The organism is Streptomyces sp. P6-2-1, assembly GCF_050613165.1.
Classification (GTDB): Bacteria; Actinomycetota; Actinomycetes; order Streptomycetales; family Streptomycetaceae; genus Streptomyces.
In genome coordinates this window covers 5,063,543-5,078,295 of record NZ_CP192513.1, presented here as the reverse complement: position 1 = coordinate 5,078,295, position 14,753 = coordinate 5,063,543, and the positions used below count along the sequence as shown (strand labels likewise).

Here is a 14,753-nt window from a genome sequence, read left to right as displayed (position 1 = left end):
ACACACAAGCCCCCGCCATGAGGGCGGGTGCTTCTCGTAACTGGAGGGAAAGCAGACATGCCACGGAAGAAGAAAGAGCGTCCCCAGGTTCCACCGTTCCTCACCCTGTACGCAGACGAGATAGAGGAACGCAGAGAGAAGTACAGGAAGCGTAAGGCCCCTATGGCTCAAGAGAACATGCCGCCAGTCGGCTTCTCGTACGTCTGGTATCAGACCGTTGTTCACTATGTGCCTCGCAGTGGGATGGCTGTAGCTAAACAACTGGCACGGCTGGCTAAAGGGGAGGCCACGGTAACCATTTCCAATCGCTCTCTTGCGGACGCTGTAGGAATATGGAACAAGGCCGGGAATCTTCGCTCATACACAGAGCGGGGAGTGGAGATCTTGATAGAGGCAGGGTGGCTCAAGAAGGAGATTGCAGGAACGAAGAGGGGAGCGACGACCACCTACTACCTGAAAATGGGTGACTTCACCGATCAGAGCCGGTCTGAAGAGGAAGAAGACGGCTTCACTGAGGAAGACCTCTTGGAGTCGTTCTAGGCAGGTGCAACTTATGGCCCTAAGAATGTGAGCGAAGCGAACTGACAAGCAGGTACAACTTATGGCCCTAAGTATGTAAGCACTACGAGCGAAGGATCTGAGGAAGGTGTGAGCACTGTAGGCATCTGTTTGGGACCCGCCCCCTGGCGGGGACCTAGGTACAACTTATGGCCCTAAGAATGTGGACGCCTATGATACGGGGCTCGCCGTCAAGGCGACCCCGGAGTGTGTAGACATACTGCAACTCAAACGCCGTGCGGCTCATCTGAAGCGCTGCGCTGCGCTTCGCTGTATCGGAGAGGAATAGACAGCATCGACACTACCGAGGTCATGAAAGGGGGTAGTCGTTACCGACACCCTCTCATGTCTTCTTCTCTCCGATGCTCAGTAACACGGGGGGCATCCAGCCCCCCGGGAACCTCTCTCAAGAGGGCAAGGGACAGATAAACACATCCCACCCACTTTCTCTCCGGTTAGCAATGCGGGGGGCGTCCGGCCCCCCGGACATTGTCTTTGACCTTCTCTCAAACTCTCCTGCCACTGGAGAGTTGCCCTGTCTCCTTTCGGCACCAAGAGCGGGAGGCGTCCGGCCTCCCGATCCATCTTTCACACAGCCGCAAAACCCGTTGATTCCCAATCTCACGACGTCGGCGGAACCGACGTCTTGGCTAACCCAATACATCCACGGTGCGGATATGTGAACACCGTCTCTGAGTCTGAGTGGAATACCAGACATCGGTAGTACCGACCCCAGCTCTAGAGCTGACCTCCACACTACGGACCTCAGCTTCCCTCCGGTACAAGACGGCACCCGTCAGGGGTGCCGTTACTCATTCCATCAAGCGTTACTTACGCGTTAGCACTCTCCCAGTTACGCGCAACCGTTACCAACCATCTGCGTAACCCGTCAGGGGTTACGCGTTAACACTCACTTTGTTACGCGTAACTAACTCCGTCACTCGTGTAGCTCGCCAGGAGTTACGCGTTACCCGAACCACCATCAACGTAAGGAAAAAACCATGACTGACGTTACTTCTGAGCTTCGCTCTATCCGCAGAACTGCCAAGGTCGTTAACACCATGCTTTGGCTCATCGTCTCCGTAGCGGTCTTCTACTCTCTCATGACCTCCACTCCCCTAGTGGCTTCTCACTCACAATGGGAATGGTCTGGTTGGGCTCTAGGGGTTCTTACGGATGCCGCATTCATCCTGTCCATCACTGCTGACGCAGTTCTGTCCAAGCATGGAATGAGGGCCGGTCCTTGGGGGACCGGCTTTAGGTGGGTAACAGGATTCTCCTCCCTGTTCCTCAACGCTTGGTCTTCCTTCTCCGAAGATGATTGGGTCGGTGTGGCCATTCACTCCATAGCCCCTGCCATCCTTATATGCGCTGCGGAGGTAGCCCCCAGCTACCGACGTAAGTTCAAGGAACTAGAGGTAACGCTTACGCGTAAGTCCGAAGAGGTAACGGTTTCGCAAGCATTGGTTACGCGTAAGTCGAACACCAGTAACGCCAAGCCGAACGTAACTAACGCCGTAACCAAAGACAGTGACGCCGTAACTAACACTCCCGTAAGTAACGCCAGGACTAAGGCCACCCCTGCGGGGGGTGGCACAGCTGAAGGGAAGTACAAGCAGCCCCGGAAGGGAAATGCCCAGTCGGAGAAGAACAAGGAAGCCATCCAGAAGGCATTCCTTGACAAGCTCTCCCCGACCGAAGCAGCCGAGAAGATTGGCGTAAGCCGCTCCTACGTTTCTCAGAGGTACAAGAAGATTCGTGAGGAACTAGAGAAGGCAGCGTAACTAGTTGGGGGTGTGGCGCCCGGGGCGCCATCCCCCCTTCTCATGCAGTCGGCCAGCCGGTAGCGTCCCTCGCATGATCACAGTTCAATGGATGATGTTGACGCCGAAAGGCCCTGCTGTCGGAGAGAAGGACGTAGCCACGCTTGAAGAGGCATGGCCTGTCATCGAATCCGAAATGCGAGGTTCGTACGGAAAGTCTTGGGGAGAGCATCACGAACTGGCACTAAGGCAGATGAAGAATGCCTTTGGCAACATGGCAAGCCCCTCCCTGGCGGAGCATGGCGAATGGGGAATCCGAACGCTTGGCGTCTCGATCACCCTTACGGAGAAGAAGCCTTAGCGGTATCCTCCCGAGTCATGAAGTGGAACTATGACATGAACTTAATTCGCAGATCCCGGTATGAGGCCCGACTCATCGACGGGACAAGCAAGTGGGGAGTTTGGGACAACGAACTCCGAGCGTTCTGCACTCTCCCTGATCGTCCTTGGTCCGGAAGTCCCAAGGATGAAGCACCCAACCTTCTCCCCCTGGAATGGGACAGGCGTGCCCCCGCACAGGCGTGGATCTTCCGTTGCCGTCTCGCTTGGGGGGCCGGGACAGTCCCGGCCCCCAGGAATTGGGCACCCGTCTACGTGGAACCCAAGAGGCCAGTAAGCAAGCGGCGACAGAGGTCTTAGTCCCTTGTCGGTCGAGAACGGGTCCACCCTTGAGGGGTGGGCCCTTCTCTTTGCCTAAAAAGGATTCCCCAGGAAGAGCAAGATGCTTCCCGTGTGTGACAATTCCTCTCCGAAGTGTAATTACGCCGGAGAGAACGAGGGACTGTACCTTCCTACCCATTACCCATCACACACCCTAACCATCGCAGTACACCATCCTCCCTACCCCTTGAGGACGTACCCCAATGAGGGCACACCCGGGTAAAGCGTGACCCAATATGTATGCTAGAAATTTCAGAGGACTCTACTATCACATGAGGACGCGCTTTTAATAACCTGGGGTCAGGATTCCACCTTACTTCTCTCCTGAGAAATGCAAGCCCTTTGTCTGCTTCCCTCCGGGACCTTCTCTCATTCGATGGAGAATGCCCAGAAAAGGAGGGCGGAGCAGGCAGAGACTTTCTTTATCAAAGAAGTGGCCATGCTCCTTCTATCTATTGGGACAGCAACTCGACGGCCCGTGCGGGGCCGTCCCTCTCTCATCGGAGGAGAACAGGGACACTCAGCTCACGAGTCCTCAGACAGCCCTCACAGCCCTTCTTGACAGCTCCCACCCCCTCACTCCTGCCTAACCCCCTCCCTACCCCCTACGGCCTCTGGTGGGCCTTCTCTCTCCGAGCCCATCTGGCAGCCCGTGCAAGGCCGCCTCAGGTCCACAGAGAGTGACGAAGAGGCGTGGCAGCGACAGAGGTTGGCAGACACTCAGACGGGCGCACAGAGCCTCAGAGGGAGCCTTCCAGGTCAGAGCAGGTACACGCTTCCGAGGAGTGCTACCAGGCAGCACAGCTAGGCATCTTCACTAGGGAGTCTTAGGCAAGGTGCCTACAACGGTCTAACAACGATCCGCTCGTGGGGGCGTCTCGGACTAGCTCTAGAGAAAACCCCTGGTAGATTCGTTTTCGGCTCGCTAATCGATGGCGGTCCGGAGCCCCCGTAGCTCAGGGGATAGAGCAACGGCCTCCGGAGCCGTGTGCGCAGGTTCGAATCCTGCCGGGGGCACTCGCCAGAGATCAGCGGAAATATCGCGCTGAGCTGGGCGGATGCCGACAGAGGAGAGCGGGAGCCAGTCTCACTGGCTCCCGCTCTTTCTCGTTGTCTCGCAGAGTTCACGCATCACCTGCGATACACCCGCTACGCCGTATCGCCGTCCTCTTCCATCGCTCGCGCGATCTTGTCGTTGGCCACCTGCTCGTGGCCGTCGATGCAGCCCTGGTACCGGCGATGGATGACCTCCGGGGAGTTCCCGACGCGACGGGCGACCTCGGCGACGGGGACGCCGGCGTTGAGCCAGCGGGTAATGCAGGCGTGGCGGAGGTCGTACGGGCGCCCCGCGAGCGGGGAGGCGGCCCGGTCGGGCGGGAGGGCGAGTGTGCGGGCTTCCTCCCACACGCGCCAGTACGTCGAGGAGCCGACGACGTCCCCGCGCTCGTTGCCGAAGACGCGGCCCTCCTTCGCCGTGCCGAAGGTGTCCAGGTGCTTGCGGAGGATGGCGACGAGGACGGGCGGGATCGGGACGGGCCGGTCGGTCTTGACCTCACGGGCTTTCAGGCCGCGCCTGTCGTGCCGCTCCCCCGAATCCGTCCACTGCTTCCCCGCCACGGGACGCGTCTCCCACAGCGTGAGCGTGCCCCACCCCTCCTTCGGCAAGTCGCAGTCAGCCCGCCGGAGCCCGACGACCTCGGCGGGGCGCAAGGCGGCGCAGTACATGACGGCGGGCCAATCGGCCCCGGCCGCACGGGGACGCTCCGGCGGGCTTGCGGGGCCCTCCTGGGGGGCGTCAGGAGGCCTTCTTGCGCGCGGACGCCGTCTTCTTCTTCGGTGCCGGCTTCTTCGCCGCGGTCTTCTTCGCCGGGGCCGACTTCTTCGCTGCGGTCTTCTTCCCCGACGCCGCCGTCTTCTTCTTCGGCGCCGCCTTCTTCTTCCTGTCCTCCAGCTTGTGGACCTCGGCGACCTCCTCGTCCGAAGGGTCGCCCCCGCGTGACTCCTGGGCCGCCTTCACGCTGCTCTCCAGGGCCGCCATCAGGTCGATGACCTTGCCGCCGCCCGCCGGGCGCTCGGGGGCCGGGAGTTCGTGGCCCTGCGTCTTCGCCGCGATCATCTCCTCGACGGCCTCGCGGTAGTCGTCGTGGAGGTCGTTCACGTCGGCCTCGCCGAGCGTGTCCATGAGGGATTCCGCGAGGTCGAGTTCCTTGTCGCGGACCGTGACGTCCTCGTCGGGCGCCACGCCCTCGGGGACGCGGATCTCGTCGGGCCAGTGCAGCCCGTGCAGGACGATGACGTCGCCGACGACGCGGAGCATCCCGAGGCGTTCCTTGCCGCGCAGGGCGAACTTCGCGAGCGCGACGCGGTTGCTGCGCTTGAGCGCCTCGCGCAGGAGGGTGTACGGCTTGGCGGCGTTCGCTCCGCCCGACGCGAGGTAGTAGGCGGCGTCCATCTGGAGCGGGTCGATGCTGTCGGCGGGGACGAAGGCCACGATGTCGATCGTCTTCGTGGTCGGCAGCGGGAGCGAGGCGAGGTCCTCGTCGGTGATGGGGATGAGGCTGCCGTCCGCGTCCTCGTACGCCTTGCCGATCTCGTCGCCGGGGATCTCCTTGTCCTCCAGTTCGCACACCTTGCGGTAGCGGACGCGGCCGCCGTCCTCGGTGTGGATCTGGCGGAAGGAGACGGTGTGGTTCTCGGTGGCGTTGACGAGTTTCACCGGGATGCTGACCAGGCCGAAGGAGACCGCGCCGTTCCATATCGATCGCACGTCGCTGCCTTTCGCCGGGGGCGGGGCGGGGGCCGGGGGGCCGGTCCCGGGGGGGCCGGTCCCGGGGGGCCGGTCCCGGGGGGGGCCGGTCCCGGGGGGCCGGTCCCGGGGGGGGCCGGTCCCGGGGGGCCGGTCCCGGGGGGGGCCGGTCCCGGGGGGCCGGTCCCGGGGGGCCGGTCCCGGGGGGGCCGGCCGGTCTTTCCCCGGGGGCCGGGAGTCGGGCTGGGAGTCGGGCGGGCGGGGCGGGTGCCACTGCCCGCTTTGCGTGGAATTCTTATCGTATGACGCCGATCACGCATGTGGCGGGGCGACGGCTCGCGCTGAGCAATCTGGAGAAGGTGCTGTACCCGGGCGACGGCTTCACGAAGGGCGAGGTACTGCACTACTACGCGGGGGTCGCCGACGTCATGCTGCCGCACCTGCGCGCACGCCCCGTCTCGTTCCTGCGGTATCCGGACGGCCCCTCCGGGCAGCGTTTCTTCTCCAAGAACCCGCCGCCCGGTACGCCCGACTGGGTGCGGATCGCGCGGGTCGAGCGCTCGGAGGGGGCGGGTGAGCAGGTGGTGATCGACGACCTGGCCCCGCTCATGTGGGCGGCCAACCTGGTGACGGAGTTCCACACGCCGCAGTGGCGCCTGGACGCGCCCGCGCAGGGACGCGCGGACCGGCTCGTACTCGACCTCGACCCGGGAGAGCCCGCGACGATCGTGGAGTGCGGGACCGTGGCGCGGTGGCTGCGGGAGCGGCTCGCCGCGGACGGGCTGACGGCGTACGTGAAGACGTCGGGCTCGAAGGGCCTGCACCTGCTCGCGCCGCTGGTCCCGACGCCGTCGTCCGACGTCACGGCGTACGCGAGGCGGCTGGCCGTCGAGGCGGAGAAGGAACTCCCCGGCCTCGCGCTCCACCGCATGACGAAGAAGCTCCGCGCGGGCAAGGTCTTCGTCGACTTCAGCCAGAACGCCGCCGCGAAGACCACGGCGACCCCGTACACGCTGCGCGCCCGCGACTACCCGACGGTCTCGGCCCCGCTCACCTGGACGGAGATCGAAGGCTGCACGCGTCCGGAGGACCTGAGGGTCCTGGCCCAGGACGTCACGGGCCGCCTGGACCGGCACGGCGACCTGCTCGCCCCACTGGTGGCGGGCGAGGGAGCGGGGGAACTGCCGTGAGGGGCGGCCGGGGGGAGGAGGCGCGGGCGGGCGGGCGGGGCGCGAGGTCATGGGCGGGTGGAGGGGGCCGCAGGGTACGGGCGCGCGGCCGGGGCAAGCCGTCCCACACGGGTGGCCAGGACACGGCACCGCACACGGGCTGCCGGTGCAAGCCGTCCCACACTGGCTGCCGGGGCACGGCATCGGGCACGGACCGCCGGGACAGAGCGCCGGGCACAGGCGGCCAGGGCGTGGCATGGCGCCCAGGCGGCCGAGACACCGCAGCGCACGCAGACGGCCAGGACAGGGCAGCGCGCACAGACGGCCGGGACACGGCGTCGCGCACAGGCCGCCTTGGCAAAGCACCCCGCGCAGGCGGCCGAGGCGCGGCGTCGCACACAGACGGCCACGGCGGGGCACCGCGCGCGTGCGACCCGGGCGAGACACCGCGAACAGGCGACCGCGACGAGGCACCACGCGCGGACAGCCGGGACACGGCAGCACGCACAGACGGCCGGGACGAGACACCGCGCGCAGGCGGCCGCGACGAGACACCGCGCGCAGGCGGCCGCGATACGGCGCCACCCCCCGGCGGCCGGAACGCGGCGCCGCGCACAGGTGGCCCGGACACCGCGTCGTCCCCCAACGGCCGTCATGCCGTGCCGCGCCTACGCCGTCGGGGGGAATGTTCGCGGGTGCGTGTGGGGTGGGGGTGCCCGTGAGTTCTCTGCCCTGTGGGTTCGGCTTGCCGCTGCGGGTCGCGCTTGCCGAGGCCGTCGACCTGCTGCCGTCCGGGGGCGGGTGGGTGTACGAGCCGAAGTTCGACGGGCATCGGCTGCTCGTGGTGCGGGGGGACGAGGTCGTGTTGCAGGCGCGGTCGGGGCGGCGCGTGACGAGGGCCTTTCCCGATCTCGTGGCGGCGGCGGAGCGTCTGCCCCGGGGGACCGTGCTCGACGGGGAGGTCGTGGTGTGGACCGACGGGCGGACCGATTTCGCCGCCGTGCAGCGCCGCGCCGCTGCGACCGCCGCGCGGGCTCCCGTGCTCGCGCGGGCGCTGCCCGCCTCGTACGCCGCCTTCGACGTGCTCGCGCTCGGCGGCGATGACCTGCGGCGGCGCCCGTACGAGGAGCGGCGCGCGCGGCTCGTCGAGCTGCTGGAGCCGCTCGGGCCCCCGCTCCAGCCCGTCCCCGCCACGGACGCGCGCGACACGGCGCTCCAGTGGTACGAGGCGCTCGCCGGGACCGGTGTCGAGGGCATCGTCGCCAAGCGCGCGCGGCAGGGCTACCCGGCGGGGCGGCGCGCGTGGCGCAAGGTGCGGCACCGCGACACGAAGGACGCGCTCGTGCTCGGGTACGTGGGGAGGCGGCGCGCGCCGCGGCTGCTCGTGCTCGCCCTGCCGGGTGACGGCACCCCCGTGGCCTCGCGGCCGCTCGCCCCCGCGCTGCGGGCCGGGGCGGCGCAGGCGCTTCCCGCCGACGACGAGCGGGCGGCCGAAGCGGTGGTCACGGCGGCGGGGGTCGGCGAGGTCGCGTACACGCCCGTACGGCCCGGCGGGGTCGTCGAGGTGCGGCGGGAGACGACGCGGCAGGGGACCGTGGAGGCGGTGCGGTTCCGGGGCGGGCCCGGGGAGTGAGCGGCGGCGTGACGCCTTGTGGTCTTTTGCGATCTCTCTGTGCGGCTTTTATGTTGATTCGTGACTGTTCGTGGTCATTTCCTCGCACCTCAGGAGCCTTCCCCATGCCGTACAGGAAACCCGCCGCGCTCGCCCTCCTCGCCGCCACCGCCACCCTGCTCTCCCCCCTCGCGACGGCCCACGCCGACACGAGCCCCCGCGCGGCCTCCGGCGAGACGGAGCCGAGCGCGCACGGGCGCGTCATCGCGCGCGAGGGCCTGAGCCTGCGCGACTCGCCGCGCAGGGCAGGGACCGAGGTCGGGCGCCGCCCGTACGGCGACAGCGTCGCGATCCACTGCGCCATGCGCGGCGAGCGCGTCCAGGGCGAGGACCGCTGGTACCTCCTCACGGACGGCACCTGGGTCCCCGCGCCGAGCCGGTCGATCGCGACCGAGGGCGCCGCGCCCCGTACCTGCTGAGCCGACCCCGTACCGGCCGGGCCGCCGCGGAACCGGGCCCGCGCCACGAGGCCCGCCCACGCCACGGACCCCACGCCACGGACCCCGCACCACGAGCCCGCGCCACGGGCCCCGGATAACGAGGCCCCGCATAACGGGACATTCCGTACCCCGCTTGCTACGTTCCCGGCATGACCGGAACCAGGACGGCCGACGCGGCGGCGGGCCTCGCGGCGCGCGCCGTGCCGCCCGTCCACCGGCGCGGGGTCGAGCTGGGGCTGCTCGTGCTCGCTGTGGGGCTCGTGCTGCTCGGATACGTCGCCGTGGGGCTCACGCGCGAGGACCGCGTCCCGCCCGACGCGCTGCGCAATCTCGCCGGGCTCGCGGGCCTCGCGCTCCTGGCCCACCTCGTCGTCCGCCTGCGTGCCCCGTACGCGGACCCCCTCCCGCTGCCGATCGGCGTGCTGCTCAACGGCATCGGCCTCGTCCTCATCTACCGCCTCGACCTCCAGACACCAGGCGATCGCGCGGCGCCCGCGCAGCTCGTGTGGTCGATGACCGGTTTCGCGCTCTTCCTCGCCGTCGTGGCGCTGCTGCCCGACTACCGCGTCCTCCAGCGCTTCGCGTACCTCGCGATGGTCGCCGCGCTCGTCCTGATGATCGTGCCGATCTTCTTCCCGGCCGTGAACGGGGCGCGGATCTGGCTGCGGTTCGGGGACTTCTCGCTCCAGCCGGGCGAGTTCGCGAAGGTGCTGCTCGCCGTCTTCTTCGCGAGCTACCTCGCGGCGAACCGCGAGGCGCTGCGCCACACGGGCCGCAAGCTGCTGTGGACACGGCTGCCGAGCGCGCGCGTCATCGGCCCCGTCCTGACGGTGTGGCTGCTGAGCGTCGGTGTCCTCGTCCTGGAACGCGACCTCGGGACGTCGCTGCTCTTCTTCGGGCTCTTCGTCGTGCTGCTGTACGTCGCGACGGGGCGTACGGGCTGGATCGCCGCCGGGCTCGTCCTGGCCTCGCTCGGGGCGTGGGCGGTGGGGACGCTCGAACCGCACGTGCACCAGCGGGTCGAGGACTGGCTGCACCCCTTCGCGTCGATCGACGCGGGCGAGGGCCCGGGGCAGCTCGCGCAGTCGCTCTTCGCCTTCGCCGCGGGGGGCTTCACGGGCACGGGGCTCGGCGCGGGCCACTCGATCCTCATCGGCTTCGCGACGAAGTCCGACTTCATCCTCGCGACGGCGGGCGAGGAACTGGGCCTCGCGGGCCTCACGGCGCTCTTCCTGCTCTACGCGCTGCTCGTGGCGCGCGGCTTCCGTACGGGTCTGGAACTCCCCGACGCCTTCGGGCGGCTGCTCGCGACCGGGCTCGCCTCGATCGTCGCGCTCCAGGTCTTCGTCATCGCGGGCGGCGTGACGGGCCTCATCCCGCTCACCGGGATGGCGATGCCCTTCCTCGCGCAGGGCGGCTCGTCCGTCGTCACGAACTGGGTCATCGTGGCGCTGCTCCTGCTCATGAGCGACCGCGCCGCGCGCGTGGGGAGCGCACACGCGGGGGGCGAGGCATGAGCCGCTACCAGCGGCGTGCCGCCTTCTTCTGCCTCCTGCTCCTGATCGCCCTCGTGCTCAACGCCGTCCGCGTCCAGCTCGTGCGCGCGTCGGCCTACGAGGCCAGCCCCGCCAACCGCCGCGCCGCGATCGCCCGTTGGGACCGCCCGCGCGGCGACATCCTCGTCGGGGGGCGGGCCGTCACCGGCTCGCGGGACACGCACGAGCAGCTGCGGTACGAGCGCACGTACACCGACGGCCCGCTCTACGCGCCCGTCACCGGCTTCGCTTCGCAGGTGTACGGGAGCACGCTCCTGGAGCGCGCCGGTGACCGGCTCCTGACCGGCACGGACCCGGATCTGAGCGCGTTCCCGCTGTGGAACGACCTCGTGCGCGCGCGGCCCGCGGGCGGGAACGTCGCCACCACGATCGACGCGAAGGCGCAGCGGGCCGCGTACGAGGGGCTCGCGGGCCGCACGGGGGCCGTCGCCGCGCTCGACCCGTCGACGGGCCGCGTCCTCGCACTGGTCAGCTCGCCCTCGTACGACCCCGGCGTGCTGTCGGGCACGAGTCGCGCGGTGACGGCGGCCTGGGCGCGCCTGACGGCCGATCCGGCGCAGCCGCTCCTCAACCGCGCGCTGCGGCAGACCTATCCGCCGGGCTCGACGTTCAAGATCGTGACGGCGGCCGCCGCGCTGGACGCGGGAACGGTACGGGACGTGGACGACGCGACGCGCGCGCCCGATCCGTACCGCCTCCCGGGGAGCGACACGACGCTCACCAACGAGGTGGACGGCTGCGGCGACGCGAGTCTGCGGTACGCCTTCCGCTGGTCGTGCAACACGGTGTTCGCCGCGCTCGGGGTACGGACCGGGCTCGACGGGATGGTGCGCGCGGCCGGGCGCTTCGGCTTCAACGACGCGGGCCTGAGCATCCCCTCGCCCGTCGTGCGCTCCGCCTTCGGCACCCGGCTCGACAAGGCGCAGCTCGCGCTCTCCTCGATCGGTCAGTACGACACGCGCGCCACGCCGCTCCAGATGGCGATGGTCGCCTCGGCCGTCGCCTCGGGAGGTGCGGTGCCGCGCCCGCGTCTGGTCGAGCGCACCACGACGCACGGCGGGCGGCTCGTGGACGCGCCGCCCTCGCGCACGCTGCGGCAGGCGATGACTCCGTCGACGGCGGCCCGCCTGCGCGACCTCATGGTGGACGCGGTCCAGAAGGGCACGGGGCGGCGCGCGGCGATCGCGGGGGCGACGGTGGGCGGCAAGACGGGCACCGCGCAGCACGGGGTGGGCAACGAGGGGACTCCGTACGCGTGGTTCGTCTCGTGGGCGCAGGGGGCGCGGGCGCCCTCGCCGCAGATCGCCGTGGCCGTCGTGGTCGAGGACGCGTCGGCGGACCGGGGCGAGATCAGCGGGGGCGGGAACGCGGCCCCGATCGCGCGGGCGGTGATGGCGGCGGTGGTGGGCGAGGAGAGGAAGAAGGCGAAGCGGTGACGCCTTCGGGCCGCGCCCGATCGCGGGACGGGCCCGGGCCGGGCAGGCCCCGGCGGGGGCACGCCGCCACCGGGCAAGCCCCCGCCCGGCGCGACTTCGCACGGCGCGCCTTCGCACGGCGCGCCCTCGCACGGCGCGCCCTCGCACGGCGCGCCCTCGCACGGCGCGCCCTCGCACGGCGCGCCCTCGCACGGCGCACCTTCGCCGCGCCCTCCCCTCAGCACACGCCCTTCTCGCCCGGGCAGTACGGCTTCGTCATCTGTGAGCGCACCTTCGCGACGCGCTTCGCCGCCGCCGCCAGGTCGACGTCGGCGACCTTCGCGCCGACGCTCTTCGGGGTGATCTCGGCGACCGTCGCCGCCGTATTGCCGTCCGCCCAGGCGCACATGGGGAAGACCACGGTCACGGAGCCCTGCGTCGTGGACATCGTCTGGCAGCTCACGACCATGTTCCCCGTCTCCGCGCCGTCCGCGCCGCCGAAGCTCTTCGCGGGCGCGAGCAGTTCGGCGCCCTTGGCGCCCGCCGCGCCCTTGAGCATCGCCGCGCGCGTGTCGTCGGGGTTGCGGATGCGGCCGTTGAAGCCCGAGACGACGAGCGAACCGCCCCCGCCCTCGGCCGGTTCGCCGACGTACGTGACGACGACGGCCGAGGCGTCGCGCACGTCGCGGGCACCGCGCGCCTCGGTGTTGATCTTCGCGCCCTCGTTCCGCGAGAGGTCCTGGTCGCGCGTGTAGGCGCCGTCGAGCAGGACGTCGGGGGGCGCGAGCCGCTGGTGGACCTGCGGGAAACCCGCGTCCGGGTCGGAGCCGCCGCCCCCACCCCGCAGCGCGAGCAGCGCGCCCACGACGACGAGGACGGCGACACCGGCACCGATGCCGAGGAACAAGGGGCGCCTCGACCTGCGCGGGGGCGCGGGTGGATCGCCGAAGGCGGGAGCGGCGGTCGTGGCGGCGCCGGGGGGCGCCTCCGGGCCGTACAGCGCGTCGTAGGCGGTCCCGTACGAGGGCGGCGGGCCCGAGGACGGCGGCGGGCCGGGCGGCTGGGGGCTCGTGTCCTGCGCCGCCGACGGGGCTTGGCCGTAGGGGGCCTCGGTGCCGTGGGGGGCCTCGGTGCCGTAGGGGGCCTCGGTGCCGTACGGGGCCGGTTCCGGCGCCCCGTAGGCGGGCTGCGGCGCCGAGTCCGGCGTGCCGTAAGGGGGCTGCGGGGCCTGCGACCAGTTCCCGTAGGCGTCGGGGGCCGCGGCGGGCTGCCCGCCGTACGGCGCGGGCGCCTGCTCCCCGTACTGACCCCCCTGGTGGCCTCCGTACGCCTGCTCCCCGTACGCCTGTTCCCCGTACGCCTGCTGGGTCCCGTACGGGTCCTGGGCCGGGTAGCCGTAGCCCGCCCCCTCCTGCGGGTAGGGCTGCTGCTGCTCGTAGGGGTACGGGGGCTGCGCGGGCGGCTCGCCGTAGGGGGCTCCGTGGGGATCTCCGTAGGGGTCCCCGTACGGGTGCTGCGGCGGCGGAGGCGTGGACATGGCCAAACGGTAGGCGATACGCGGGACGGCCGGGACACGTATCCCCCGCCGCTCACCCCAACGCAAAGTTCGCGCAAGGGGATTGACGCCCTTACTGACGCGGAGTCTCATAGTGGTGTGACCGCCGGTAACGCGGCCGGAGCCGGCACGACGGAGAACGAGGGTGGCAGGACATGGCGACGGTGACGGACTTCGAGCTCCTCCGTGACGCGCTGGGGACGCTCAAGAACAGGGAATCGGTGGCCGAAAGGCTCCTGGAGTCCTCGGCCAGGCACTCCTTCGACCCGGACAAGGAGCTGGACTGGGACGCGCCCTTCGAGCCGGGCAAGTGGTTCTGGCCGCCCGAGCTTGTCTCGCTCTACGGGACGCCGATGTGGGAACGGATGAGCGAGGAGCAGCGCATCACCCTCTCGATGCACGAGGCCGCCTCGCTCGCCTCGCTCGGGGTGTGGTTCGAGATCATCCTCATGCAGCTGCTCGTGCGGCACATCTACGACAAGGACATCACGAGCGCGCACACGCGCTACGCGCTCACCGAGATCGCCGACGAGTGCCGGCACTCGATGATGTTCGCGCGTCTCGTGAAGACGGGCGGCGTGGACCCGTACCCGGTCACGCGCTTCAACCACAACATGGGCCGCGTGCTCAAGACGATCTCGACGACGCCCGGCTCCTTCGCGTGCACGCTGCTCGGCGAGGAGATCCTCGACTGGATGCAGCGGCTCACCTTCCCCGACGAGCGCGTGCAGCCGCTCGTGCGCGGCGTGACGCGTATCCACGTCATCGAGGAGGCGCGGCACGTGCGCTACGCGCGCGAGGAGCTGCGGCGGCAGATGGTGACGGCACCGAAGTGGGAGCGGCACCTGACGCGGCTCTCGGCCGGTGAGGCGGCGCGGATCTTCTCCGTCGCCTTCGTCAACCCGGACGTCTACACGAACGCCGGGCTCGACAAGCGCGAGGCGCTGCGCCAGGTGAAGGCGAGCGCGCACCGCCGCGAGGTGATGCAGAACGGTGCGAAGCGGCTGACGGACTTCCTGGACGACATCGGGCTGCTCGAAGGCGTGGGCAGGCGCATGTGGCGCTCTTCGGGGCTGCTGGCCTGAGCGGAGCGGCACGGGGCCGGGCGGGGCGGCACGGGGCCGGGTGGGGCGGCACGGGGCCGGGTGGGGCCGTACGC

Annotated in this window: 11 protein-coding genes, 1 tRNA gene and 1 pseudogene; 10 read left to right on the top strand and 3 right to left on the bottom strand. The window is 69.4% G+C overall.

What is annotated here, in order from left to right; translation table 11 throughout:
- Window positions 1-57: 57 nt before the first annotated feature.
- The 4 genes from ACQYWQ_RS21765 (at window position 58) to ACQYWQ_RS21750 (ending at window position 4,058) form a co-directional block, all read left to right on the top strand.
- Window positions 58-540, top strand: a complete 483-nt coding sequence (locus ACQYWQ_RS21765) for a hypothetical protein (protein WP_431036772.1) — start codon at window positions 58-60, stop codon at window positions 538-540.
- Between the two features lie 1,019 nt (window positions 541-1,559).
- On the top strand, window positions 1,560-2,342 hold the full coding sequence (locus tag ACQYWQ_RS21760; protein ID WP_431036770.1) for a sigma factor-like helix-turn-helix DNA-binding protein: 783 nt from the start codon (window positions 1,560-1,562) through the stop codon (window positions 2,340-2,342).
- A 73-nt stretch (window positions 2,343-2,415) separates the two neighbouring features.
- Window positions 2,416-2,682: a hypothetical protein gene (locus ACQYWQ_RS21755; protein ID WP_431036768.1), complete on the top strand. Its 267-nt coding sequence runs from the start codon at window positions 2,416-2,418 to the stop codon at window positions 2,680-2,682.
- A gap of 1,304 nt (window positions 2,683-3,986) precedes the next feature.
- Window positions 3,987-4,058: transfer RNA gene (locus ACQYWQ_RS21750), tRNA-Arg, on the top strand.
- Between the two features lie 132 nt (window positions 4,059-4,190).
- On the opposite strand, the pseudogene ACQYWQ_RS21745 reads toward ACQYWQ_RS21750, so the two are convergent.
- A pseudogene (locus tag ACQYWQ_RS21745) lies at window positions 4,191-4,772 on the bottom strand (tyrosine-type recombinase/integrase); the annotation flags it as partial.
- A gap of 64 nt (window positions 4,773-4,836) precedes the next feature.
- Window positions 4,837-5,808, bottom strand: a complete 972-nt coding sequence (locus tag ACQYWQ_RS21740; RefSeq protein WP_431036767.1) for a Ku protein — start codon at window positions 5,806-5,808, stop codon at window positions 4,837-4,839.
- Between the two features lie 281 nt (window positions 5,809-6,089).
- Between ACQYWQ_RS21740 and ligD the strand changes: the two genes are divergently transcribed.
- From ligD to ACQYWQ_RS21715, 5 genes are all read left to right on the top strand, one after another.
- The gene (ligD, locus tag ACQYWQ_RS21735) at window positions 6,090-6,977 is read left to right on the top strand and encodes a non-homologous end-joining DNA ligase (RefSeq protein ID WP_431036765.1); all 888 of its coding nucleotides are present in this window, start codon (window positions 6,090-6,092) and stop codon (window positions 6,975-6,977) included.
- A gap of 697 nt (window positions 6,978-7,674) precedes the next feature.
- Window positions 7,675-8,589 (top strand): ATP-dependent DNA ligase, encoded by a 915-nt coding sequence (locus ACQYWQ_RS21730; RefSeq protein WP_431036764.1) that lies wholly within the window; start codon window positions 7,675-7,677, stop codon window positions 8,587-8,589.
- A gap of 104 nt (window positions 8,590-8,693) precedes the next feature.
- The gene (locus tag ACQYWQ_RS21725) at window positions 8,694-9,047 is read left to right on the top strand and encodes a hypothetical protein (RefSeq protein ID WP_431036762.1); all 354 of its coding nucleotides are present in this window, start codon (window positions 8,694-8,696) and stop codon (window positions 9,045-9,047) included.
- 170 nt (window positions 9,048-9,217) lie between these two features.
- A complete protein-coding gene (locus tag ACQYWQ_RS21720; RefSeq protein ID WP_431036760.1) occupies window positions 9,218-10,585 on the top strand; it encodes an FtsW/RodA/SpoVE family cell cycle protein in 1,368 nt (455 codons plus the stop codon).
- The gene (locus ACQYWQ_RS21715; protein ID WP_431036758.1) at window positions 10,582-12,060 is read left to right on the top strand and encodes a peptidoglycan D,D-transpeptidase FtsI family protein; all 1,479 of its coding nucleotides are present in this window, start codon (window positions 10,582-10,584) and stop codon (window positions 12,058-12,060) included. The genes ACQYWQ_RS21720 and ACQYWQ_RS21715 overlap by 4 nt, the downstream gene beginning before the upstream one ends.
- Window positions 12,061-12,277: 217 nt before the next feature.
- Here the strand turns inward: ACQYWQ_RS21715 and ACQYWQ_RS21710 are convergent, their stop codons facing one another.
- Window positions 12,278-13,576: a hypothetical protein gene (locus tag ACQYWQ_RS21710; protein ID WP_431036757.1), complete on the bottom strand. Its 1,299-nt coding sequence runs from the start codon at window positions 13,574-13,576 to the stop codon at window positions 12,278-12,280.
- Window positions 13,577-13,749: 173 nt separating this feature from the next.
- Here ACQYWQ_RS21710 and ACQYWQ_RS21705 point away from each other — a divergent pair, with 173 nt between their 5' ends.
- The gene (locus ACQYWQ_RS21705; protein WP_431036755.1) at window positions 13,750-14,679 is read left to right on the top strand and encodes an AurF N-oxygenase family protein; all 930 of its coding nucleotides are present in this window, start codon (window positions 13,750-13,752) and stop codon (window positions 14,677-14,679) included.
- Window positions 14,680-14,753 lie beyond the last annotated feature (74 nt).